Source organism: Xanthobacter sp. YC-JY1 (genome assembly GCF_021730305.1).
Taxonomy (GTDB): Bacteria; Pseudomonadota; Alphaproteobacteria; order Rhizobiales; family Xanthobacteraceae; genus Xanthobacter; species Xanthobacter flavus.
Map to the genome: position 1 here is coordinate 3,096,714 of NZ_CP032674.1, position 19,100 is coordinate 3,115,813.

General features: G+C 67.6%; 22 protein-coding genes. 1 reads left to right on the plus strand and 21 read right to left on the minus strand.

Translation table 11 applies throughout. The features are described from left to right. Positions 1 to 98 precede the first annotated feature (98 nt). The 15 genes from D7006_RS14480 to D7006_RS14550 form a co-directional block, all read right to left on the minus strand. Entirely contained in the window at positions 99 to 323 is a 225-nt protein-coding gene (locus D7006_RS14480; RefSeq protein ID WP_237353553.1) for a hypothetical protein, read from the minus strand. Continuing rightward, a complete protein-coding gene (locus tag D7006_RS14485; RefSeq protein WP_237353554.1) occupies positions 323 to 568 on the minus strand; it encodes a helix-turn-helix domain-containing protein in 246 nt (81 codons plus the stop codon). Before D7006_RS14485 ends, D7006_RS14480 begins: the two co-directional genes overlap by 1 nt. 77 nt (positions 569 to 645) lie before the next feature. Then, positions 646 to 1,116 carry a hypothetical protein gene (locus D7006_RS14490; RefSeq protein WP_237353555.1) on the minus strand — a complete coding sequence of 157 codons (471 nt, stop codon included), beginning with the start codon at positions 1,114 to 1,116 and terminating at the stop codon, positions 646 to 648. Continuing rightward, positions 1,085 to 1,771 carry a hypothetical protein gene (locus tag D7006_RS14495; protein WP_237353556.1) on the minus strand — a complete coding sequence of 229 codons (687 nt, stop codon included), beginning with the start codon at positions 1,769 to 1,771 and terminating at the stop codon, positions 1,085 to 1,087. The genes D7006_RS14490 and D7006_RS14495 overlap by 32 nt, the downstream gene beginning before the upstream one ends. A gap of 10 nt (positions 1,772 to 1,781) precedes the next feature. Continuing rightward, positions 1,782 to 1,916, minus strand: a complete 135-nt coding sequence (locus tag D7006_RS25305) for a hypothetical protein (RefSeq protein WP_256444896.1) — start codon at positions 1,914 to 1,916, stop codon at positions 1,782 to 1,784. After that, positions 1,916 to 2,584, minus strand: coding sequence for a BRO family protein (locus D7006_RS14500; protein WP_237353557.1), 669 nt, complete (start codon positions 2,582 to 2,584; stop codon positions 1,916 to 1,918). Before D7006_RS14500 ends, D7006_RS25305 begins: the two co-directional genes overlap by 1 nt. Further along, a complete protein-coding gene (locus D7006_RS14505) occupies positions 2,581 to 2,805 on the minus strand; it encodes a hypothetical protein (RefSeq protein ID WP_237353558.1) in 225 nt (74 codons plus the stop codon). Before D7006_RS14505 ends, D7006_RS14500 begins: the two co-directional genes overlap by 4 nt. After that, a complete protein-coding gene (locus D7006_RS14510) occupies positions 2,802 to 3,008 on the minus strand; it encodes a hypothetical protein (protein ID WP_237353559.1) in 207 nt (68 codons plus the stop codon). The genes D7006_RS14505 and D7006_RS14510 overlap by 4 nt, the downstream gene beginning before the upstream one ends. A 56-nt stretch (positions 3,009 to 3,064) precedes the next feature. After that, positions 3,065 to 3,283: a hypothetical protein gene (locus D7006_RS14515; RefSeq protein ID WP_237353560.1), complete on the minus strand. Its 219-nt coding sequence runs from the start codon at positions 3,281 to 3,283 to the stop codon at positions 3,065 to 3,067. Positions 3,284 to 3,295: 12 nt separating this feature from the next. After that, positions 3,296 to 3,880 (minus strand): hypothetical protein, encoded by a 585-nt coding sequence (locus D7006_RS14520; RefSeq protein WP_237353561.1) that lies wholly within the window; start codon positions 3,878 to 3,880, stop codon positions 3,296 to 3,298. Beyond that, a complete protein-coding gene (locus tag D7006_RS14525) occupies positions 3,873 to 4,052 on the minus strand; it encodes a hypothetical protein (protein ID WP_237357011.1) in 180 nt (59 codons plus the stop codon). Before D7006_RS14525 ends, D7006_RS14520 begins: the two co-directional genes overlap by 8 nt. 453 nt (positions 4,053 to 4,505) lie before the next feature. Continuing rightward, a complete protein-coding gene (locus D7006_RS14535; protein ID WP_237353562.1) occupies positions 4,506 to 4,691 on the minus strand; it encodes a hypothetical protein in 186 nt (61 codons plus the stop codon). Positions 4,692 to 4,755: 64 nt separating this feature from the next. Continuing rightward, the gene (locus D7006_RS14540; protein ID WP_237353563.1) at positions 4,756 to 7,209 is read right to left on the minus strand and encodes a DNA-directed RNA polymerase; all 2,454 of its coding nucleotides are present in this window, start codon (positions 7,207 to 7,209) and stop codon (positions 4,756 to 4,758) included. A 342-nt stretch (positions 7,210 to 7,551) separates the two neighbouring features. Further along, a complete protein-coding gene (locus D7006_RS14545) occupies positions 7,552 to 7,977 on the minus strand; it encodes a DoxX family protein (RefSeq protein WP_237353564.1) in 426 nt (141 codons plus the stop codon). 135 nt (positions 7,978 to 8,112) lie between these two features. Beyond that, positions 8,113 to 8,511, minus strand: coding sequence for an iron-sulfur cluster assembly accessory protein (locus D7006_RS14550; protein WP_169124246.1), 399 nt, complete (start codon positions 8,509 to 8,511; stop codon positions 8,113 to 8,115). A gap of 286 nt (positions 8,512 to 8,797) precedes the next feature. Between D7006_RS14550 and D7006_RS14555 the strand changes: the two genes are divergently transcribed. Continuing rightward, the gene (locus D7006_RS14555; RefSeq protein WP_237353565.1) at positions 8,798 to 12,562 is read left to right on the plus strand and encodes a bifunctional diguanylate cyclase/phosphodiesterase; all 3,765 of its coding nucleotides are present in this window, start codon (positions 8,798 to 8,800) and stop codon (positions 12,560 to 12,562) included. Between the two features lie 15 nt (positions 12,563 to 12,577). On the opposite strand, the gene D7006_RS14560 is transcribed toward D7006_RS14555, so the two are convergent. From D7006_RS14560 to D7006_RS14585, 6 genes are all read right to left on the minus strand, one after another. Further along, positions 12,578 to 12,847, minus strand: coding sequence for a DUF1467 family protein (locus D7006_RS14560; RefSeq protein WP_237353566.1), 270 nt, complete (start codon positions 12,845 to 12,847; stop codon positions 12,578 to 12,580). Positions 12,848 to 12,986: 139 nt separating this feature from the next. After that, the gene (mce, locus tag D7006_RS14565; protein WP_169124249.1) at positions 12,987 to 13,391 is read right to left on the minus strand and encodes a methylmalonyl-CoA epimerase; all 405 of its coding nucleotides are present in this window, start codon (positions 13,389 to 13,391) and stop codon (positions 12,987 to 12,989) included. Between the two features lie 135 nt (positions 13,392 to 13,526). Continuing rightward, complete coding sequence (locus tag D7006_RS14570) at positions 13,527 to 15,197, minus strand: ribonuclease J (protein ID WP_169124250.1); 1,671 nt, start codon at positions 15,195 to 15,197, stop codon at positions 13,527 to 13,529. Between the two features lie 172 nt (positions 15,198 to 15,369). After that, a complete protein-coding gene (locus tag D7006_RS14575; protein ID WP_169124251.1) occupies positions 15,370 to 16,137 on the minus strand; it encodes a biotin--[acetyl-CoA-carboxylase] ligase in 768 nt (255 codons plus the stop codon). 4 nt (positions 16,138 to 16,141) lie between these two features. Then, complete coding sequence (nuoN, locus tag D7006_RS14580; RefSeq protein WP_169124252.1) at positions 16,142 to 17,572, minus strand: NADH-quinone oxidoreductase subunit NuoN; 1,431 nt, start codon at positions 17,570 to 17,572, stop codon at positions 16,142 to 16,144. Between the two features lie 16 nt (positions 17,573 to 17,588). Further along, positions 17,589 to 19,100: an NADH-quinone oxidoreductase subunit M gene (locus tag D7006_RS14585; protein WP_169124253.1), complete on the minus strand. Its 1,512-nt coding sequence runs from the start codon at positions 19,098 to 19,100 to the stop codon at positions 17,589 to 17,591.

Below are 19,100 nucleotides of genomic sequence, written 5' to 3' on the forward strand. Positions count from 1 at the left end.
TATGGGCGCCGCAGGAGAAGCAGTAGGAGTGCCCGTCCGAGTAGGTTGCACAGGCGTCGGAGGAGCCGCACGCATCGCACGGCCCCTTGCCGACAAGCTCACTGTCCGTTGACGACCTCCACCGTGTGGACGGCGGTGCGGAAGTGGTTCGTCACCTCGGCGACGAAGGTGTTCTTGAAGCCCTGACCGAGCTTCGCCTTGGCTTCGCGCTGCGCGACCTCGGGCTGGAAGTAAGGCCCATAGGCGAAGTCCTTGCCCGAGGCGTCATTCGTGATGACGAAGAAGGTGCCGACCCGGCACCCGGAGGCATCGATGACCTGCATCACGCGGCCGCCTTCTGGTCCTTGGCGCCGAGGTAGTGATACCGGACGTACATCTGGCCGGTGGTGTCGTACTTCTTCTCACGGGCGAAGCGGTGGCCCAGCTCCTCCAGGTCGTTGATCCGCCGGGAGAGCGAGCGGATGCGGAACATCGAGGAGGCCTCCTGGGCGCTGATCGAGGCGTGCTTCTTGAAGTGCGCCAGCAGCCAGTCGAGCTGCGGGCGGGACATGACGGGGGTGAAAGCCATGGTCTGTCGTTCCTTTGTTGAGGGTGCTTGAGAGCTGACAGGGAAACGGGGAGAGCAATCGCCCTCCCCGTCCGGGGTCATTTGGTGGGGGACCAGCCGAGGGCGCGGCGAGCGGCCGCGACGCAGGCGGGGTTGGCCGCCTCGTTGATCCACTCTTGCGGTATCCAGCGGTGGGCGTAGAGGAAGCCGTTCTTCTCGCACCACATGGCGTAGGAGGTCTTGCTGGCCTTCCCGATCTTGGCGTTCGGGTTGGAGAAGACGAAGCGGATGTCGAGGTCGGGGTAGTCGGCCTTGATGAAGAGGTGCTTCTGTCGGTCGGTGGTGACGAAGCGCCCCTTGCTCTCGATCACGATGCCGTTCGGAAGGATGAAGTCCGGCCGGTAGGTGCGAGGCTTGGAAGGCTGGGTGAACTTGAGGACGTGCTCTTCATACGTGACCGGCTGACCCGCCTTGCGGAGCTGGTCGGCGATCTTCTCTTCGAGGCCGGAGCGATAGCCCTCGACCTGCGCCCGCTGCTCAGAAGTCAGCGGACGTGTCGTCTTCGCCATCCGCCGCGTCGGTGTCGTCACTGCCGCCGAAGGTGTCCTCGCGGTCGGCCGCCTCGTAGCCGCCCTCGACCTCGCCGAACGCACTCTCGCGCTCGCCGCCGCCGCTCACCAGCTCGATGATCTGGACGCCGACGATCTCCAGCGTGAGGCCCACGACGTTGTCCTTGGCAGCGTAGTAGGCATAGACGTCACAGTCGGCCCGCAGCTTCGAGCCGCCCCACACAGCCGGCGGGGGCAGGAGCTTCTTGCCCTTGCTGTCGAAGACGTTGACCTTCGCCTTCCACGGTGTGCCGTCCTTCTTCTCGCCGGACGCGGTCTTCTTCGGGGAGATGCGGTACTGGCCCGTCTCGTTCCCCTCCTCGTCCTCCAGGGCCTTGATGGGCAGGTCTTCCTTGCCCATGCGCTTGGCCTTGACGGCATTGGGGGTGTCGCCGAAGTGCTCCTTCTTCAGCTCCTCGAAGCCCTTGTCGAGCAGGGGCTGGAGCTTGGCGCGGATGGTGTCGGCGGTCGCCTCGTCATAGATCAGCGGGCAGCGATACTCGCCTTCAGGCTTCCACTTCGTGTCGGGGGTGACGAGGTGCGGGTAGCTCGCCACGCCGATGGGGGTGACGAACGAACCAACCTTGATCTTGTTGCGCTTCTTCTTGTCGGCCAAAGGGTCTCTCTCAGTTGTCCGGGCGGATTTCGATGGTGGTGGGGCAGTAGCCGAGGCTCATCAGGTCGACGGCGAGGTCGAACGGGATGGGCTCGCCGGCGGCGACCATGAGCTGGGCGCGGCGGAGGGTGGGATTTGCGGGCATCAGTGGCGGGTGCTCCAAAGGGCCTGCGCAGAGGCCACGGAATAAAGGTTGCCTCCGTCAGCCGGCACGAAGCGGAACTGACCACGGCTGTTGACGCAGAAGTCGGTGAGCGCCTTGCCCACCTCCCCGTTTGACATCCACTGCGGGGCGTAGCCGGCGGCCTTCAGCTCGCGGGCGAAGAACTGGGGCTTCTGGTCCTCTAGAGCGAGCCGGCGGCCGATGGCCTCCAGCCGCTTGATGACGTCGCCCATGATCCCCTTGGCGCCGAGGGCGTCGACCACCCGCGCGGCCAACTCCTCGGCGGTGACTTCGCCCGTCGCGACCTTCTCCTCGCCCATGATGTAGGCCCCATCCTTGCGGATGGCCGGGAGCACAACGCGCGTCACCCAGTCCTGGAAGGCGCGGGCCTCAGGCTTATCGGAGCGCATGATGAGCTTGTAGAGCCCGCTCTCGGAGACGGTTGCGTGGTTCTGAGGACCCCGGAGGGTGGGTAGGCGGGCTACCCCCCGTTCGTCGGGGGCCAAGGTACTGCGCTGGTGATACCGCAGGTTTTCGCGTGTCCAGCCCAGAGCTTCCGGGATGTCTCCCGCGACCCACCAAGGGGCGCCGTCGACCAGCACCACACGCACATCATGGCCGTTGAAGTTGAACAGGGAGAGGTCGTTCACGCCCGGCCCTCCCCGATCTTGTCGACGATGACGGCGCGATGGTCGAGCAGTTTCATGGACGCGGTCAGCATCTCCGGCGACATGCGGAGGGATGCCTCGTAGGCGTCATTGAGACCGCTGATGAACGCTCGCAGGCCATTCATGGCGAACTCGGCGCCCGCGAGAAACGCGGCGGGGTTCTCCCGAAACCGCGCCTCGAAATTCGTGGTGTCCACGCTCATTTCAGCTCGTGCTCCGCATAGAGGCGCAGCGCCCGGAACTCGGGTCGCTCGCCGTGGATGGTGTCGGCCGTCATGTTCGCGGCCACGGTGTAGGCGTGGGTGGGGTCCAGGCCGTGGGTCTTGCAGACCTGGAGGAAGAGCACCGCAGCGGCCACGGATTGGGTGGCCGGCGGGTGGTCCTGGAGACGGTCAACGAGCTGCATGGCTGCTTGAGCCACCGCCTCGGAAGGCGCGTTGACCATGGCGTCGAGGTTCATTGTCAGCCGAGCAGACCTGCGATCTTGCCGCTGGCGGCCAAGGCGCGGGCGGCTTCGGTCGTGTGCTCCTTCGACTGGCGCTGGAGCTTCGCCGCTTCAGCCACCTTGCGGTCGGCCTCGGCGTTCTGGCGGGCGGCGTGGGCGTCGAGCTTCTTCACGATCTTCGAGAGCGGCCCCACGATGCTGTCGGTGGAGCGGCGGCGGATGGACGGGAGCTTCATGGCTTCTCCTTGTCAGGCTGCGAGGGAGATGATCTGGGCGTGGACCTTCGAGATGGGCTGAAAGCTCACCGCGCGGCCGGGCTCGTTGGCCTCTCGGGCGAGGCGCTTGAAGTGCTCCTCCCGCCCCGGCTCCTGCATCTTGGTGATGCGGTCGAGGAGGTCGGACACGCTCTCTTCCGGGAGGATGATCTGCTTCGTCCGAGCGAGGGACGGAGCGAAGTGGACGAGGTCTTCGAGGCGCTCGACGCGGCGCGAGGTCCAGCTCGGCTGGGCGTCGACGGGCTTGAAGCCGGACCAGTCGATCTCGCCGTGCATGTGGATGTTGACCTGCCGGCTCATAATCTTGACCGGGAGGGTGATGCCAGCGAGCGACGACGGATCGTAGTAGGAGCGCTCGAAGTCCCAGTGGGCGACCTCGGTGAGCGCGGTCGTCTCAAGACCATCGTGCCGGAAGGCAATCCGCAGCGTGTTGCGGTAGAGGTCTTGCTCAGCGGAGAGCGACCACCCCGCCTGCTGGAGGCGGAAGGTGTCCGTCTCCCACCCGGCCCAGTTCAGCCGAACCGGACGCGAGAGGATGCGGCCGGGGCCGTCACGCATTCGAGCCGAGGTCCCGGACGATTGCGTCGTACTCCAGGCGGAGGTTGGCAAGCACCCGCTCGGCCTGTGCGATCTGGCGGAGCTTCGCCTCCAGCTTGGAGACCGCCGCGTCGGACTGCTCCTTCGCGATCTTCTCGCGGGCCTTCTGCTCCACAGCCTTGATGTCGATCATGCGTTTTTCCTGTCGTCGTTGTGGGTGTCGAGGATCAGCTCGCCCAGGAAGGCGAGGAACTTTTGGATCACCTGCACTCAGAGCGCCCGGAACCGAACGCCAGGAGCCAGAGGGGGAGCCACGAGCCTGTCGAGGCGGAGGGCGAGGGAGCCGGGGCAGTGACGGCCGGGGCGGGCAGCACCTTGTGGCCGGGCGGCGGCGGCCGCGACGGCGTGTAGCTCGGGCGGGGAGCCGGAGGCGGCGTGACCGCACGGGGCACGGGCGGGACCGAAGGGCGGGCAGTCATTACCGGGACCGACACTCGGCCCACGGACACAACGGCGGCCTGCACAGGGGCCAGCAATCCCACGGACTTCTTGGGCGGGCACGGGCGGCTCGGGCCGCAGGCAGCGAGGGCCAGCGGCAGGAGCGCAATCAGGACGCGGCGCTTGGTCATCATATTGAGCGCCTAACTCACTGCCGGGCGCCGAGGGCGGAGGCAGGCCCTCCGTAGATGCGGCGGCAGGCGGCCATGAAGCGGCCGTACCACTCCTTGCGCTCGGCGACGGTCATCTTGCGGAAGTCGAAGTGGGCACCGTTGCAGACCGTGGCGTCCCAATGGGCGGCACCGAGGCGGATGGTCATGGTGTGCTGAGGCATGGGCGAGATGTTCCAATTTAGCTTTGGTGGGTCCAAATTCGGGATGATCCCGATTTGTCAGCTATCAGGCAAAAAAATAGGCGGACTCCTCCACCTGATGCAGATCGAGGCACCCCATCGCGGGAGGCAAAGGCAGCTCGGAGGCGATCTCCGGGGGAAGCGCGGCGGCCACGGCCGCTCGGAACTCCTCCAGAACATTGTGCTCCGTGTACATGGAGACGAAGGCCGCCCGCAGATGGTGCGCAAGGCGGTCGGTGTCTGCGGCGTGGGTTCCATAGCTGTCGTGGATCATGGCGAACGAGGTGATCCCCTCCGCCACGCACCGCTGAATGGTGAGCATCATGGCGGATGCGTCCAGCGAGTGGACGAAGTTCGGGCTGATTGCCAACGCCTGCTTCGAGGCATCTAGGCTGTCTGCCTCCCCGAACACGCCGACCTTGATGATCGACCCGCGCAACCGGCTCTTGATCCTCCTCTCGTTGATGTTGCGGTACTCCTGATGGGCCACGAACCCGCTGGGGGTGGTCCACTGGATGGGGTTGCCGTGCCGCGTAGCCACCCGCGCGACGCGCTGGAGCCACGTCATCACCTGCCGGGCGGCCACGACAACATCGCCGATGGATGCCCAGATGATGGAGGCAAGGTAGGCCTCGGCCCGGACTAGCTCGTCGCCGAAGGGGTTCTCCTTGCCGTCCTTGATCTGCTCTCGGACTGCGGCTCGGGTGTACTCAAGGCAAGAGGTCATGGTTCCACCGTAGGGCAGCACCATCACCGGCCGCTTGGTGATCTTCCGGTTGATCCCGAAGTCCACCCACCCGCGAGCCACCCATGCCTTCTCGTCATCGCTGTCGGCTACGGCGCTGAGCCGCTCCGTCGTTCTGTTGGCGACCCGCTGGTAGATGTCCTGCGGCTTCTCAGCCGGCAGGAGGTTCACCGCTGCGCCACCCACCGGGTCCCGGAGCATGGCGGAGAAATGCTGGAGGCCGTTGCAGGAGCCATCGAGGGCGATGGGAAGTCGGGAGACGTAGCGGGTGGGTGATGGCTCGCCGAACCCTGTCCCCCACGCCTCCGTCCACTCGAAGCACCACGCGAGGAAGCTCCAGGGGCTGTCGGCCTCGGTCCACCAGCGGTGCGTTAGCGGGTCCGCTGCGCAGTCTCCCGCCCTTTGGCGGTGCTCGTAGGCCCATGCCTCCCGGTCATCGAAGCTCGCTTTGTCGAAGCCGAACACATTGGCCCCGTGGATAGCGAGCCAGCGAAGGCCCGCCTTGCCCAACGGCTTCCCCTCCGCGAAGTGCAGGAGCGCCTTGGCTCGGTCGGAGCCTTGCGGCTGGAGGGTGTTGGGGATGGCGTAGACCCGCCCCCGGAAGTCGAGCTGGTGCGGAAAGAAGATGGCGGGCTCGTTGCGGTACTCGCGCCCCACGGAGATGAGCTGAGCCATCTCCAGCCGGCGGCCCTCGTCCTCCGCATTCTGCTTGTAGACTAGCTTCGCCCGCTCCTTCCACTCACGCTTGGCCGCATCGTTGGTGTCGATGTCGAACGGCGTGGGCGGGAGTGGGTTCGGGTCCGGCCCGACGATGCCGGGCAGCAAGATGCCCCGCTCCATCGCCTCCTCCATGACGCCCAGGATGCGCCGGTTGATCGCCCAGCGGGTGGCCTGGAGGGCGTTGATGCCGACGAAGACGGGCTCCATTGCCGCTGCTTTGAGGGCCTCGACGTGCGCCTTGTACGTCCGCTTCACGAGTGCGAAGGGGCGCACGGCGTGGGTCAGGTAGCCCCCGCCGGATGTTCCCAGCCACGGGATCGGAGGGACCACGGTGGGCGTGAGCGCCGGCCGCAGGAGGGAGGCCTTGCTGTTGTGATCGTCCACCCAGCGGCGCCCGATGTCCGAAAGCCGCACCTGCTTGATCGTCTTGTTCTTCCGCACTGGCACATCCTCGACCACGAGGAGGCCGGTGTGCTCGATGAGTAGCTCGATGAGCTTGGTCCCCACATGCACCTTGTCCACGGTCGACCACCTGGGCAGCTCGATCTCAGCCGCACGGGCGGCTGCTGCATAGATCAGCTCGGCATGTACCGGGTCCCAGGACTTGCGCCGGACGCTGCGCTCCACCGTGCGGAAGAGAGCCGGCGCCCGCTCGTCGAAGACCGCCATGCGCAGCTCGTCCTCCAGCGCCGAGGCGATATCCCGGCACACCTGGAGGAAGGAGCAGCCGCCGGCGGAGGTGTTCAGGGCAGCGTGTAGGGAGAGGAAAGCGATGAGGTCGGCCGGCAGGGGAGCCAACAGGCCTGTCGCAAAGGCAGGCCGCCCCCTCCCCCGCTTGGGCGCGAGCAGCTTCTCAACGGCGGCGGTCATGGGGGCCAGTAGGTGGCGGGTGATCTCAAGCCCACCTGCCGTCTCAGCCAGCGCACCCCGAGCCTCCGCCTTGCGCACTCCTTCCATGAAACGGTGCGCACCCACGTCCCGCATCATCTCCTCAAGGGCCAGCTCCCGGCCCAAGTCGAGGGTCTCGATGTTCACGTCTTGTTCTCCGTTCTGTCACTGGTGACGTCACTGTCGGCCCGTCACCAACATCTTCTGCGTTTTTGGAAGTGTCCCCGATTTCGGGGGTGATAGACGACAAGCGGAGTTGGCGCAAGCCTTTTCGGGCTTGCTGCCAAACGTCAGCTATCAATCACTGGATTTTAAGTCTCGTGCGTCTACCGGTTTCGCCACGTCCGCGGGTCCGGGCGCATGGCCCAGTGGACGTGTCTTAGAGCATGTTTCGCGGCGGGAGTGTACCTCCTGCCGCGCCGGCTTCCACCGCGACGAGGCGCGGGCCGATGGGCCGTGCCGTCAGGCGCGCGGCCGCGCTTCGCGCCGTCAGATGCGGGGCCGCGCTTCGCGCTCGAGGCGCAAGCACAGGATGGCGCCGATCATCAGGCCGCCGATGAGGCTGATGTGCTCCACCACCACGTGGAACTCGAACAGGCGCTGCTCGCCCTGCATGGTCCAGAAGGGGTGGGCGATGGGGATGGTCAGCGCCGTGAATACCGCCAGCATGCCGAAGCCGAGCCAGGCCATCCGGTTGGCGATGACCATGGCCGAGCCGCCGAGCAGCACGAAGATGGCGAGCGGCACGAAGAACAGCGCCGGCTTCACGCCGAAGAACTCGAACAGCGCCAGCGCCCCGCCGAAGTTGAACAGCTTGTCCAGGCCCGCCCCCCAGAAGATGAACGTGAGCAGGGCACGGGCGACGATGCCGAATGCGGGGCTCGACAGGAGGGCGGCGATGGGACGAGGGGTCAAGATGGCACCTGTGGGCAGTTGAGACGGCGCGCGCGGGCGTCGGCCGAAGCCGTCATCCACGCGACATGCCTCTCTTGCCGGGGCCAGTCTGAACGGCGGCTGAACCGCCCTCCCCGTCCCGCGCCGGCGCGCCACTCAGGACGCGTCGACGGCCACCGGGGTGATGGCGACGGATTCGCCGCAGCCGCAGGAGGACGTCTGGTTGGGGTTGTTGAAGACAAACTGGGACGAGACCTTGTCCGTCTTGAAATCCATCTCGGTGCCGATAAGGAACAGCACCGCCTTTGAATCGACCACCACCTTCACGCCCTTGTCCTCGACCACCGCGTCGAGCGGCGCCACATCGGTGGTGAAGTCGAGCTTGTAGGACATGCCGGCGCATCCGCCGTTCTCGATGCCCACACGCACCGCGGTGCCTGGCTCGGACTCGGCCAGGATTTCGCGCAGGCGCTCGGCGGCGATATCGGTGATCCGGATGACCGGCGGCAGGCTGCGCCGGGCGGGGCGAGCGGGGGGTGTTTCAGCGACACTCATGGCAGACCTCCAGACCCGGCCGGTTCAAGGTCGGCGGGCCAGCCTCCTACAAATGGTGGATGATCGCGGCAGGAGCAAGTCTCAGGACCAAGTCTCACGACAAGGTATCGGCGGAAGGCGGAACGTCCGCAGGGTGGCGTACCGGGCCTGTGGTTGGTATTTTACAGCCAAGTCATAGGGAAATTGCGTGATTTCGCTTTTTCCCGCGAACGGCCAAGATATAGGTCTCACTACGGCGGCGGCTTGTCCGCCGGATCGCGGCGGCAAAGAGGCGGCTAGACGAGGCATGATGAGGGCGCAACCGGCCAGAGGGCGGGTCCGCGCGGCGACCGCGCTCACGGCGGTAGCTGCGCTATGGAGCCGTGCGGCCGAAGCCCAGCCCTCCCTCGCGGCTGGCGGTCTCGGCGGCGCGCCGACGCTCAAGACCACGCTCATTGCCCTCATCGCCGCCGCCGTAATCGGCACCGCCGCATTCATGGCTACGCTCGTCGTCGCCCGGCGCCGTGCGGCCGCGGGGACGCCGACCGAGACCACACCGGCACCGCGCAAGACCGGCGCGGCCCCCGCCGTGCCGAACTCCAGGGGCGCCATGCGCGCCGTGCTCCTGCTGCTGGGCCTCGGCGCCATCCTCCTCGTGGTGACGGTGCTCGTCTATCAGGCGAGCGTGCAGTCGGCGCTCTCCGAAACACGCAAGCTGCTCGGCACCCTGGCGGAGGTGCAGGTGCGCAACCTCGCCCAGGAGCGCCAGCGCCTGGAGACGGGCGCGCTGGCGCTGGGATCGAGCCGATTCCTCGCCGACGACGTGGCCGGCTGGCACGGCGAACCCTCCTCCGAGCGACGCGAGCGCCTGCGCCTGCTGCTCGGCGAGAGCGCGCGCGCCTTCGGCTTCACCGGGGCCGAGCTGTGGGCCAACAACGGCGCCTTCATCATGGCCTCCGGCGCGGAGCCCGGCCGGCCTGATATGGCGGAGATGGTGCGGCAGGTGGCGGCCACCGGCCAGATGGCGGAAGCCCCGCCGCCACGCGATTCCACACGGGCCGGGGGCTTCGCCTTCCTGGTCAACGTGCCGGTGCGCGACGCCGAGCATGACCCCTGCTGCGTGCTGTTCCTGCAGTCGGCGGTGCGGCCGGAAGCCCATCCCATGCTCTCGGCCGTGTTCCGCACCGCCCGCAGCGCCGAGGCGCTGCTGGTGGGGCCGGACCCGCGCGGCGGCGTGCGCGTCACCTCCGCCGTCTCGCGCGACCAGGCCGCGCCGCTGCCGCGCACCTTCGTGGCCGACCCCTACCCCTTCGCCGCCGCCAGCGACCGCCCGGGCCAGAGCGGCGCGGGCAGCGATCCCTCCGGCCGCGCCGTGCTGGCGGTGCGGACACCCATCCCCGGCGACCAGTCCTCCCTCGTGCTGAAGGTGGACCGCGACGAGATTCTGGGCGGCGCCCGCACCTCCGCCTTCTTCTCGGCGGCGCTCGCCTGCGCGCTGCTGCTGCTGGCGGTGGCGGTGGGGCGAGGCCTGCTGCAGAAGTCGCGCATGCGCGATGCGGCGCGTGAGCTTTCCGCCGCCCGTGCGGTGAGCGAGGCGGAAGCGCGCTTCCGCGCCGCCTTCGATCAAGCCGCCACCGGCATCCTCCATCTCGACCTCGACGGCACCATCCTGCGCGCCAACGACAAGGCCTGCCGCATGCTCGGCCGGCCGGCCAGCGCGCTGACCGGCGAACGCCTCTGGCAGCTGAGGAGCCCGGACCACGCCGCCGCCGGCGCCGACGTGATCCGCCCGCTCCTCGACGGCCGGATGGCGGAAATCGAGACCGAGGAAAGCCTCGTTCACCCAGACGGGTCGGCCGTCTGGCTCGCCTTCACCTTCTCGCTGGTGCGCAACGCGGATGGCGCGGCGGACCATCTGCTGCTGGTGGCACAGGACATTTCCGCCCGACGGGCCGCCGAAGCCGCCTTGCGTGAGAGCGAGGAGCGTTTCGGCCTCGCGGTGAAGGGCTCGGACCAGGGCGTGTGGGATCTGAACGTCCGCACCGGCAGCCTCTATCTCTCCCAGCGCGCGCGGGAGATGCTCGGCGTCGGCGCCGACGAGGCCGTGGACATCCGGCGGCCGTGGCACGAACTGCTCCACCCCGAAGACCGCCGCAAGGTGGCACCGGCCTGGAAGGCGTTCCTGAGCGGCGGGGTGCCGACGCTGGAGCTGGACATCCGCCTGCGCCGGCCGGACGGCAGCTATCACGATTTCCGCTGGAACGGCCTCGCCGCCCGCGACGCCGCTGGCACCATCAGCCGCGCGGTCGGCCTCCTAGCCGACATCACCAGCTCCAAGCAGACCGAGCGCCACCTGCGGCTCGCCGCAGCGGTGTTCGCCAATTCCCACGACGGGCTGGTGGTGACGAACCTCAAGTCCGAGGTGTCCGCCGTCAATCCGGCCTTCTCGCGCATCACCGGCTACGCAGAGGAGGAAATTCTCGGCCAGAACATGCGCCTCCTCCATTCCGGCCGCCACGACCGCGAGTTCTACCGCAGCCTGTGGAGCGAGCTGACCACCGCCGGCATCTGGCAGGGCGAGATCTGGAACCGCCGCAAGAACGGGGAAATCTTCCTCCAGCAGCTCAACATCAGCACGGTCTATGACGATTGCGGCGCGGCGCAGAATTTCGTTGGCGCCTTCCAGGACATCACCCAGGCCAAGCATTCCGAGTTCGAGCTGGACCGCATCGCCCATTACGACCCGCTCACCGATTTGCCGAACCGCACGCTCCTCGCCTCCCTGCTCGACCTCGCGGTGAGCCGGCCGGGCTCGCGCTGCGCGGTGCTGTTCGTGGACCTCGACCGCTTCAAGACCGTCAATGACAGCCTCGGCCACATGGCCGGCGACGCCGTACTGCAGATGGCCGCCCAGCGCATCCAGGACGAGCTGGAGGCCGGCGCCACGCTCGGGCGCCATGGCGGCGACGAGTTCGTCATCATCCTCGAGGGCATTGCGGGACCCGAGGATGCCGCCACCCTCGCCAACCATGTCATCCAGCAGATGGGCCGCCCCTTCTCCATGCCGGGCGGCGGGGAAATCTATCTCGGCGCCAGCGTCGGCATCAGCCTGTTCCCGGAGGACGCGGACACGCCGGCGAGCCTGCTCCAGCACGCGGATTCCGCTCTTGCGGAAGCGAAATCCCACGGCCGCGGCGGCTATGCCTTCTACACCCAGGCGCTCACCCGCGGCGCCCGCGTGCGCATGGAGATGGAAGCGGACCTGCGGCGCGCCCTCGCGCGCGACGAGTTCATCCTGAACTTCCAGCCGGTTGTGAACCTCGCCACCGGCCGCATCACCGGCACCGAGGCGCTGGTGCGCTGGCAGAGCCCCACCCACGGCCTCGTCACCCCCAACCGCTTCATCCCGCTGGCCGAGGAGACCGGGCTCATCGAGCCTCTGGGCAACTGGGTGATGGAGGCCGCCTGCCGGCAGATGGCCGAGTGGCTCGACAAGGGGGCCGACCTCGACTTCATCGCGGTGAACCTGTCACCGCGCCAGTTCCAGCGCGGCGCGCTGTGCGAGTTCGTGGACGACGTCCTGCGTCGCACCGGCCTGCCGGCGCACAAGCTGGAGGTGGAGATCACCGAGAGCCTGCTGTTCGACGCCCGCGCTGCGGCGGAGCGCAAGCTGCGCCAGCTGAAGGACACCGGCGTGCGCATCGCCCTCGACGATTTCGGCACGGGCTATTCCTCGCTCGCCTATCTCAAGCGCTTCCCCATCTCGAAGCTGAAGATCGACCGCAGCTTCGTGCGCGACCTGCCGCGCGCCGCCGATGCGGAGATCGCCACGGCGATCATTTCCATCGCCCGCGCGCTCGGCTTCTCGGTGGTGGCTGAGGGCATCGAGGATCCGCGCCAGCACGACTTCCTGAAGGCCCGAGGCTGCGATTTCGGCCAGGGCCATCTGTTCAGCCGGGCGGTGACGGGCGAGCGCCTGCTGCGCCTTGCGCTCAGCGGGCCCCTGGCGCCGGGGCCGGCACCGGGCACGCCGCGCGGCGCGGGCCCGATCGGCAGCACCTCCCTGCACTGATGCCGGAGGGTGGGCCTATTCCACGGTCTTGAAGGGCAGCGGGATGTCTTCCAGCGAGATGATGCCGCTGGTCATGATGTAGACGATGCCGGCGGTGACCACGAGCGCGATGAGGCTGGTGGCGATCACCTTGTAGAGCATCAGCGGCCGCACCGGCGCGCCGGGATCGGTGCCGGGGGTGATGTCCGCGCTCTCCGCCTGGGAGCGCACGCCCCATGGCAGCACGGCGAACAGGCTGGTCCACCACACGATGAAATAGATGGCGACGACGGCACCGACCGACACGGCGTCTTCCTTGATTGGCGGCGCCGGCCTTCTGGCGCCGCGGATGCGGGTTCATGCCATCGGCCCCGGTCTTCGACCGGCACCGAGAGGGCTCGCTCAGGCGCCGCGCCAGCCGGGCCAGAGGCGCGGGCCTTTGGCCTCAGGCCTGTTCCAGCTCCACCAGTGTGCCGTTGAAGTCCTTCGGGTGAAGGAACAGCACGGGCTTGCCGTGGGCGCCGATCTTCGGCTCGCCCGAACCGAGGACGCGCGCGCCCTTGGCCTTGAGCTGGTCGCGAGCGACGATGATGTCGTCCACCTCGTAGCACAGATGGTGGATGCCGCCGTCCGGATTGCGCTCCAGGAACTTTGCGATGGGCGAATCTGCGCCGAGCGGCTCCAGGAATTCGATCTTGGTGTTGGGCAGGGTCACGAACACCGTGGTCACCCCATGCTCAACCTGCGGCACGGCAGCGGAGACATCCGCGCCGAGCGTGTCGCGATAGAGCGCCGAGGCGGCCGCGATGTCGCGCACCGCGATGGCCACGTGATTGAGCCGTCCGATCATGTTTCCCTCCGGTTCCTCACCGATCCATAGCGCAACAGGGCGGGCCGAGAAACACGACCTCCGCAGGAGAGGGGCTCACCCTGCCTCGCTCGGGCGCCGCGCCGGCTTGATGCAGAGGCGGAGCCTCCGCATCGCTCACACCTCCAGCACGTGAACGTGGCAGACCGGCTTCTTGCCCCACACCGCGTTCACCGCCGAACGCACGGCCCGCTCCAGGCTCTCGGCCAGCGCCTCGGGATCGCGTCGGCGGGCCTTGGGCAGGTTGTCGAGGGTGGCGACCACCGTGTCGAGCACGTGGTCGAGCATGTCCACGCCGCCCTCCCCGCGCTCCGGCACGCCGGTGATCTCGACGGAGGGATCGCCCGCAAGGCCGCCCTGCTTGTTCACCGCGACGGCGATGGAGATGGCGCCCACGAAGCTCAGCTTGCGCCGCTCGGGGATGGCGCGCGCGCCCTCGGCCAGCAGCAGGCGGCCATCCTTGTAGAGGCGGCCGAAGGGCACGTCGTCCACCCGCTCGGCCGGGCCGGGCGCGAGGCGAATGACGTTGCCGTCATAGCAGTTCAGCACCTCCGGTACGCCAAGGCGGCGGGCGAGCAGAGCGTGCTCGTGCAGGTGCAGCGCCTCGCCATGCACCGGGATCGCCACCTGCGGGCGGATCATGCGGTACATCTCCTCCAGCTCGCCGCGCCGGGGATGGCCGGAGACGTGGACAAGGGCCGTGCGATCGGTGATGACCTCCACCCCGCGCTTGATAAGCGCGTTGACGATGTGGTTCACCACCTTCTCGTTGCCGGGAATGGTGCGCGAGGAGAACACCACCTGATCGCCCGGCGACAGGGCGATCTCGGGATGATCGTCATCGGCGATGCGGCGCAGCGCGGCGCGCGGCTCGCCCTGGCTGCCGGTGAGGATGGCCACCACCCGCTCGCGCGGCAGGTATCCATAGGCGTCCGCGCCGCGGAAGGCGGGAATGCCGTCCAGCAGCCCCTGCTCGCGGGCGACGCCGATGACGCGCTCCAGCGCCCGGCCCACCAGCACCACCTCGCGACCATTGGCATATGCCGCCTCGGCGATGCCGCGGATGCGGGCCACGTTGGACGAGAAGGTGGTGAAGGCGATGCGGTGCTTCGCCTTGGCGACGATGGCCTTCAGCGAGGCCCCCACATCCGCCTCGGATGGAGAGATGCCGTCGCGGATGGCGTTGGTGGAATCGCAGATGATGGCGCGCACGCCCTCGTCGCCCAGCGCCTTCAGCCGCGCAATGTCGGTGGCCTCGCCGACGAGGGGCGTCGGGTCGAGCTTCCAGTCGCCCGTGTGCACGACAAGCCCGGCCGCCGTGCGGATGGCGAGGGCGTGGCTGTCCGGGATGGAGTGCGACACCGGCACGAATTCCACCGAGAACGGCCCGATCTGCACCGGCTGGCGCGCGCGCACCACCTCGATAGGCAGCTCGGAGGGGGCACCGGGCTCCCCGGCACGCTTGGCTTCCAGCAGGCCGGCGGTGAAGCGGGTGGTGTAGATGGGGCACTTCAGGCGCGGCCAGAGGTCCAGCACCGCGCCGATATGGTCCTCATGACCATGGGTCAGCACGAGGCCGGCGATCTTCTTGCGCTCGGTCTCCAGGAAGCGGATGTCGGGCAGCACGAGGTCGACGCCGGGCGCCTCGTCCCCCGCGAAACTCATGCCGAGATCGACGATGAGCCATTCCCGCGCCTTCTTCGGACCGAAGCCGTAGAGGCCGAGATTCATTCCGATCTCGCCCACGCCGCCGAGGGGCGCAAAGACCAGTTCTTCCGAGGGTGCCATCAAAGGGTCACTTCCAAACGCAGCGCCCGGCGCGCCGGCGCATGGGAGCGCCGACGAGCGCGTGACGCGCCAAACAGGAAAAGCCCCGCGACGCGAGGCTCAGGAAAAGGCGGGCGGGCATATGATGGAGCCCCGCCGCCGCATTGCAAGCCTTCAGACCCCGCCGCGACGATCAGTCGGGCTTGCCGAGGGACACATCCCCCGCGGTGATGATCTCGGCCACGCCGTCCCGACGCCGCAGCATCATGGCGCCGCGCGTATCGATGTTCTCGAAGCGCCCTACCACCTCGCGCTCGCCGATCTTGACGCTCACCTGATCGCCCATGCCGAGGGCATGGCGCATCCAGTCCGAGCGGATGGCGGGAAAGCCCGCGCCGGCGTTCCACTGGTTGAGGCGCACCGCCATGGCAAGGTCGAGCGCTTCCAGCATCCGGTCGGGCGCGGTGGGCGCGCCGAGGGCTTCCAGGCTGGTCGCCTTGTAGGGCAGATCCTCGGGATGATGCAGGCAGTTGACGCCGAAGCCGATGACGGCGGCGGGGCGGCCGTGCGGATCGGTGCCGCCCTCCACCAGGATGCCGGCCACCTTGCCGCCCTCGATCAGGAGGTCGTTCGGCCATTTGAGCTTCATGTGCTCGGTCGCGATCTGCGGCGCGGCGGAGATCACCGCATCCCGCAGCGCGAGGCCGGCGACGAAGCAGAGCTGGGCCAGGTTCGCCACCGGCGCCGGATTGGGCAGCACCAGGGTGGCGAAGAGATTGCCGAGCTCAGACGTCCACGGACGGCCGCGGCGTCCCCGCCCGGCCGTCTGGATGTCGGCGACCAGCCACACCGGGAAGGTCTCGCCCCGCTGGAGGCGCGCCATCCCCTCGGCGTTGGTGGAGCCGATCTGGGTGAAGCGGACGATGGGAACCGTGGAACCCTGGAATTCGTAATGAGCCATCGTCTCAGAAGAGCGAACGGGCAGCGGCACTCGCAGCCTCGATAAGAGGAGCGGGATAGACGAAATAGAAGATGGTGAAAAGGCCACTCACCGCCAGAACCGCCTTCAGCTCGGTCGGCATGGGGTCGAAGGCGTCCACCGGCTCGTCGAAATACATGATCTTGACGATCCGCAGGTAATAGAAGGCGCCTACCACCGAGGCGAGCACGCCCACCACGGAGAGGCCATACAGGCCCGCCTGGATGGCCGCGACGAACACGTAGTACTTGGCGAGGAAGCCCGCGAGCGGCGGGATGCCGGCCAGCGAGAACATCAGCGCGCCCAGCATCAGCGCCATCAGCGGGTTGCGGCGGGCAAGACCGGCGAGGTCGTCCACCGTCTCCACCGCCTGGCCCTTGCGGCGCATGGTGAGCACGCAGGCGAAGGTGCCGAGCGTCATCATCAGGTAGATGGCCATGTAGACCAGCACGCCGCGCACGCCCTCGGCGGTGCCGGCGGCGAGGCCGACGAGGGCGAAGCCCATGTGGCCGATGGAGGAGTAGGCGAGCAGTCGCTTGATGTTGCGCTGGCCGATGGCGGCGAAGGCGCCGAGCACCATGGAGGCAAGCGACACGAAGGCGACGATCTGCTGCCACTGGTGCGAGACGTGGGGGAACGCCTCGATCAGCACGCGCACGAAGATGGCCATGCCGGCAACCTTCGGGGCGGAGGCGAAGAAGGCGGTGACCGGGGTGGGCGCGCCTTCATAGACGTCCGGCGTCCACATGTGGAACGGCACGGCCGACACCTTGAAGCACAGGCCCGCCACCAGGAACACGAGGCCGAAGATGAGGCCGATGCTCGGCTCCTTGGCCACGGCGGCGATCTGCAGGAAGTTCACCGAGCCGGTGAAGCCGTAGATCAGCGAGGCGCCGTAGAGCAGCATGCCCGAGGAGAGTGCGCCGAGGACGAAATATTTCAGGCCCGCCTCGGTGGAGCGCACCGAGTCGCGATTGATGGCGGCCACCACGTAGAGCGAGAGGCTCATCAGCTCGAGGCCGAGATAGAGGGCGATGAGGTCACCGGCCGACACCAGCATGAACATGCCGAGCGTGGCGATCACCACCAGCACCGCATATTCGAACTTCGCCTGCTTCTCCCGCGCCTGCCAGTCCACCGACATGATGAGGGAGACCAGCGCGCCGATGGAGACCAGCACCTTCATGAAGCGGCCGAAGGGATCGATCACCAGCGAGCCGTTGAAGGCGGAGACTTCGGTGCCCGGCTGAAGCAGCACCAGCACGCCCGCCGCGGCGAGCACCGCGATGGCAAGGCCCGTGACCAGATTGGCCGAGCCCTCCCCGCGGAACGCACCGATGAGGATCAGCACGATGGCCGAGACGGCGAGCACCAGTTCCGGCAGGACCGCGCCGAGGGGAGGCAGGAGCTGCGACATGAGGCGTCCTCGAAAATCAGAAGCTCAGCAGCAGGGCGGTCTTCACCGCGCCGGCCACGGAATCGGTGCGCGCGACGACCGCGTTCACCGCATGGGATGTCATGTTGAGGATGGGCGCGGGCCACACGCCGAACAGGATGGTGAGGATCACCAGCGGGACCATGATGACGATCTCGCGGGGCGAGAGATCCATCATGGACTTCAGCTTCTCCTTCTCCAGCGGGCCGAACACGACGCGCCAGTAGAGCCACAGGGCGTAGGCCGCGGAGAGGATGACGCCGGTGGCCGCGAAGAAGGCGACCCAGGTGTTGCGCTCGAAGGCTGCGAGCATGGTCAGGAACTCGCCGATGAAGCCCGACGTGCCCGGCAGGCCGACATTCGCCATGGTGAACACCATCAGCACCGTGGCGTAGAGCGGCATGCGCTTCACGAGGCCGCCATAGGCGGCGATTTCGCGGGTGTGCAGGCGGTCGTAGATGACGCCCACACACAGGAACAGCGCGGCCGAGACGAAGCCGTGGGAGATCATGAGGAACATGGCGCCCTGCAGGCCCTGCTCGTTCATGGCGAAGATGCCCATGGTCACGAAGCCCATATGGGCGATGGACGAGTAGGCGATCAGCTTCTTGATGTCCTCCTGCACCAGCGCGACGAGCGAGGTGTAGATGATGGCCACCACGGAAAGGGTGAACACCAGAGGCGCGAAATAGTGGCTCGCCTCCGGGAACATGGGCAGCGAGAAGCGCAGGAAGCCGTAGCCGCCCATCTTCAGGAGCACGCCCGCCAGGATGACGGAGCCGGCCGTCGGCGCTTCCACGTGGGCATCAGGCAGCCAGGTGTGCACCGGCCACATGGGCATCTTCACCGCGAAGGAGGCGAAGAAAGCGAGCCATAGCCAGAACTGCATGCCCGACGGGAAGCCGAACTGCATCAGGGTGGGCACGTCGGTGGTGCCGGCCTTCCAGTACATGGCCATGATGGCGAGCATCATCAGCACGGAGCCGGCCAGCGTGTAGAGGAAGAACTTGAAGGCCGCATAGATGCGGCGCGGCCCGCCCCACACGCCGATGATGAGGAACATCGGGATGAGGCCGCCCTCGAAGAAGAAGTAGAAGAGGACGAGGTCGAGGGCCGTGAAGGTGCCGAGCATCATGGTCTCGAGCACCAGGAAGGCGATCATGTATTCCTTCACGCGCTTATGCACGCTCTCCCAGGAGGCCAGGATGCAGAAGGGCATGAGGAAGGTGGTGAGGATGACGAAGGGCAGCGAGATGCCGTCCACACCCATGTGGTAGGAAGCGAGATCGCCGAGCCACGCCTTCTTTTCCACGAACTGGAAGCCGGGAGCCGAGGCGTCGAAGCCCGGCAGCAGCAGCAGCGACACCAGGAAGGTGACGAGCGTGGTCCACAGCGCCACCCATCGGGCGTTGCGCGCGGAGACCTCGTCGTCGCCCCGCACCACGAGGATGAAGAGCGCCCCGACCAGCGGCAGGAAGGTGACGACGGAGAGGATGGGCCAGTCGGTCAT

What these genes read in the sequence shown, in the direction of transcription:
- D7006_RS14510 (WP_237353559.1), bottom strand. Translation starts at nt 3,008, where the DNA reads ATGCAGCTCGTTGACCGTCTCCAGGACCACCCGCCGGCCACCCAATCC.
- D7006_RS14555 (WP_237353565.1), top strand. Translation starts at nt 8,798, where the DNA reads ATGATGAGGGCGCAACCGGCCAGAGGGCGGGTCCGCGCGGCGACCGCG.
- nuoN (WP_169124252.1), bottom strand. Translation starts at nt 17,572, where the DNA reads ATGTCGCAGCTCCTGCCTCCCCTCGGCGCGGTCCTGCCGGAACTGGTG.
- D7006_RS14570 (WP_169124250.1), bottom strand. Translation starts at nt 15,197, where the DNA reads ATGGCACCCTCGGAAGAACTGGTCTTTGCGCCCCTCGGCGGCGTGGGC.
- D7006_RS14485 (WP_237353554.1), bottom strand. Translation starts at nt 568, where the DNA reads ATGGCTTTCACCCCCGTCATGTCCCGCCCGCAGCTCGACTGGCTGCTG.
- D7006_RS25305 (WP_256444896.1), bottom strand. Translation starts at nt 1,916, where the DNA reads ATGCCCGCAAATCCCACCCTCCGCCGCGCCCAGCTCATGGTCGCCGCC.
- D7006_RS14505 (WP_237353558.1), bottom strand. Translation starts at nt 2,805, where the DNA reads ATGAGCGTGGACACCACGAATTTCGAGGCGCGGTTTCGGGAGAACCCC.
- D7006_RS14585 (WP_169124253.1), bottom strand. Translation starts at nt 19,100, where the DNA reads ATGACCGACTGGCCCATCCTCTCCGTCGTCACCTTCCTGCCGCTGGTC.
- D7006_RS14535 (WP_237353562.1), bottom strand. Translation starts at nt 4,691, where the DNA reads ATGCCTCAGCACACCATGACCATCCGCCTCGGTGCCGCCCATTGGGAC.
- D7006_RS14515 (WP_237353560.1), bottom strand. Translation starts at nt 3,283, where the DNA reads ATGAAGCTCCCGTCCATCCGCCGCCGCTCCACCGACAGCATCGTGGGG.
- mce (WP_169124249.1), bottom strand. Translation starts at nt 13,391, where the DNA reads ATGATCGGACGGCTCAATCACGTGGCCATCGCGGTGCGCGACATCGCG.
- D7006_RS14575 (WP_169124251.1), bottom strand. Translation starts at nt 16,137, where the DNA reads ATGGCTCATTACGAATTCCAGGGTTCCACGGTTCCCATCGTCCGCTTC.
- D7006_RS14480 (WP_237353553.1), bottom strand. Translation starts at nt 323, where the DNA reads ATGCAGGTCATCGATGCCTCCGGGTGCCGGGTCGGCACCTTCTTCGTC.
- D7006_RS14490 (WP_237353555.1), bottom strand. Translation starts at nt 1,116, where the DNA reads ATGGCGAAGACGACACGTCCGCTGACTTCTGAGCAGCGGGCGCAGGTC.
- D7006_RS14525 (WP_237357011.1), bottom strand. Translation starts at nt 4,052, where the DNA reads ATGATCGACATCAAGGCTGTGGAGCAGAAGGCCCGCGAGAAGATCGCG.
- D7006_RS14520 (WP_237353561.1), bottom strand. Translation starts at nt 3,880, where the DNA reads ATGCGTGACGGCCCCGGCCGCATCCTCTCGCGTCCGGTTCGGCTGAAC.
- D7006_RS14550 (WP_169124246.1), bottom strand. Translation starts at nt 8,511, where the DNA reads ATGAGTGTCGCTGAAACACCCCCCGCTCGCCCCGCCCGGCGCAGCCTG.